Genomic DNA, 3,020 nt, shown 5'->3' on the forward strand with positions numbered 1-3,020 from the left:
CGCGCCCACCGGCGCGGCGTTGGGGGTGTCGGCCCGGGGGGCCCGCCCGCCCGGCGGCCGCCCGGCGCGGGGGCCGCCGGGTCGGGCCTCGCGCGTCGCCGGGGCGTGGGTTCGGTCAGGAGACGTGCAGCGTCGCGCTGCCGGTGGGCGAGACCGACGGCGTGGGCGAGACCGGTGAGAGCGACATCGTCGGCGACGGGGAGGCCGACGGGGAGGCCGACGGGGAACGCGACGGGTACGACGGGGAAGCCGAGCCGGACGCCGTCGGCGAGCCCGAGCCGGGCGGGGTGGGCAGCGTGTAGACGTTGTTCGGCGAGACGATCCGGGTGATCGCCCGCGCCAGGAAGGTCGAGGGCTCCGACTCGTCGTGCAGGATGTCGGTGTTGAGCAGGATGGCCAGGCTCGCCTTCGCCTGCGGCAGGTAGAGCACCACGCTCTCGTACCCGGGCAGCGAGCCGTTGTGGCCGATCCACCCGTGCGTGGTGAACACCCCGAAGCCGTAGCCGAGGTCGGGGCTCGATCCGACGGCCTTGGTCTTCAGCCGCTCCGCCTGGGTGGCGGGCTTGATCAGCGGCTCGCCGGTGGCCAGCGTCTTCGACCAGGTCCGGAGGTCGGCGCGGGTGGAGATGGCGGCGCCGGCCGCCCAGCCCCAGGACGGGTTCCAGGTGGTGGAGTCCTCGACCGCGCCGCTGAGCGTCTGGTTGGTGTAGCCGTGGGCGTGCGGGTCCGGGAAGGCCGCGTCGGTCGGCAGGCTCGTCCGGCCGAGGCCGGCCGGGGCGAACACCTGCTGCTTCAGGTAGTCGTGCAGCGGCAGCCCGCCGACCTTCTCGACGACCAGGCCGAGCAGGATCAGGTTGGTGTTGGAGTACTCGAACTCGGTGTCCGGCGCGAAGTTCGCCGGGTGCTCGAACGCGTACGCGAGCAGCTCCTCCGGGGTGAACGGGCGGTTCGGGTCCTTGAACAGCGCCTGCTGGAAGTCCGGGTCCAGGGTGTAGTTGTACAGGCCGCTGCGCATCTCGCCGAGCTGGCGCAGGGTGATCCCGTCGCCGCCGGGCACCTTGGGGACGTACTTCGAGACCGGGTCGTCCAGGCGCAGCTTGCCCTGGTCCACCAGCCGCAGCACGGCGGTGGTGGTGAAGGTCTTGGTGACGCTGCCGATCCGCATGTACAGGTCGGGGGACATCGCCGTCCCGGTGGCCTTGTCGGCGACGCCGAAGGCGCGCTGGTAGCTGCCGTCGGGGGTGGAGTAGTCGACGATCACCCCGGGGATGGAGACCTCGCTCATCACCTGCTTGATCGCGCCGTCCAGCCGGCCGGTGACCTCCGGGGTGAGCGGCACCACGCTGCCGGAGGGGCTGCCGGTCGGCGTGCCGGTCGGTGTGGCGGTCGGGCTGAGCGCGGCCGGTTCTGCGGTCACCGCCGGGCCGGCCTGCCGCGCGGGCGCCGAGCCGCCGGAGCAGGCGGGGACGGCGAGCAGGCCGGTCAGTGCGAGGGCGGCGGAGGCCACCCGGACGGAGCGGGGAACGGCCGGGTGCGGCCGTCGGGTGTCGGTCATCGGTGGCGGGGCCTCTCTGGGGCGGACGGCCCCTTGGCGATGGGCCCCGGAGCGCTGCCCGGCCGGGCCGGAGCGCTGCTCCACGGGGCCGTGGGGAGCGTCGCCACCGTAAGCACCGCCGTGCCGGGGCCGCGCGCGGGTCGGCGCCGGGCTGGACCGAACGGGAGCACGGTCAGCCGAGTGCCCCGCCCGGCTGGCGGCCGGGCCGCCGGTACCCCGAGCAGGTGCCCGGCCGGTACCCGGAGCAGGTGCCGGGCGGGGAGGCCCGACGGCGCCTCAGAGCGCGCGCGCCGAGCCGGTGTCGCCGGTCGAGGGCGAGGACTCCGGGGCCTGCTGTTGCGGCCGGGGCGGGAGGGTGAAGACGTCGTTCGGCAGGACGATCTTCGTGACGGCCTCCGCGAGCAGCGTCGTGAGATCCGAACTGCCGTGGGGGACATCGGTGTTGAGCAGGAGTACCAGACTGGCCCGGGCCTGCGGCAGGTAGGCCGTCAGGGCCGCGAACCCGGGGGTCGTGCCGGGGTGGCTGACCCACCCGTGGACCTCGAGCACCCCGAAGCCGTAGTCGATCCCCTCGACCCCGGTGGACTTCCCCTTCAGCCGCTCGGCCTGGGTGGCGGGCTCGAGCAGCCGCTCGCCGGTGGCCAGCGCCTTCGACCAGGTCCGGAGGTCGGCGAGGGTGGAGATGGCGGCGTCGGACGCCCACCCCGAGGACGGGTTGAAGTCGGTGGCGTCCACCTCCGTGTCGGCCCCGGGGATCCTGGTGTAGCCGCGCGGGTGCGGGTCCGGGATGGTCGCGTCGGTCGGGAGGACCGTCCTGGGCAGCCCGGCCGGGGTGAAGACCTGGGCCTTCAGGACGTCCCCCACCGGCTGCCCGCTGACCTTCTCGAGCACCAGGCCGAGCAGGATCAGGTTGGTGTTGCAGTAGTCGAACGCGGTGTCCGGCGGGGACTTCGGCGGGTGCTTGAAGGCGTACGCGAGCAGCTCGTCCGGGGTGAAGGAGCGGCTCGGGTCGCCGACGGCGGCCTGCTGGAAGCCGTCGTCCCAGGTGTAGTCGAACAGGCCGCTGCGCATCTCGCCGAGCTGGCGCAGGGTGATCCCGTCGCCGCCGGGCACGTTCGGGACGTACGTGGAGACCGGGTCGTCCAGGCTCAGCCTGCCCTGGTCCACCAGCCGCAGCACGGCGGTGGTGGTGAAGGTCTTGGTGACGCTGCCGATCCGGAAGTACAGGTCGGAGTCCATCGGCCTCCCGGTGGCCTTGTCGGCGACGCCGAAGGCGCGCTGGTAGCTGCCGCCGGGGCTGGTGTAGCCGACCACCACCCCGGGGATCGAGGCCTCGGCCATCACCTGCTTGATCGCGCCGTCCAGGCGGTTCATCACCTCCGGGGTGAGCGGCACCAGCCCGCCGGTCGGGGTGGCGGACGCGCTGAGCGCGGCCGGCTCGGCGCCGACGGCCGGTCCGGCGCCC

Annotated in this window: 2 protein-coding genes; both read right to left on the minus strand. The window is 74.1% G+C overall.

Annotated features, from left to right (window positions below; genetic code table 11):
• Positions 1-115: 115 nt before the first annotated feature.
• Entirely contained in the window at positions 116-1,555 is a 1,440-nt protein-coding gene (locus ABZW03_RS39210; RefSeq protein WP_355269412.1) for a serine hydrolase domain-containing protein, read from the minus strand.
• 276 nt (positions 1,556-1,831) lie between these two features.
• The coding region (locus ABZW03_RS39215) for a serine hydrolase domain-containing protein (protein WP_355269414.1) at positions 1,832-3,020 on the minus strand (1,189 nt) is incomplete at its 5' end.

It is taken from the genome of Kitasatospora sp. NPDC004799 (assembly GCF_040609095.1).
Lineage (GTDB): Bacteria > Actinomycetota > Actinomycetes > Streptomycetales > Streptomycetaceae > Kitasatospora.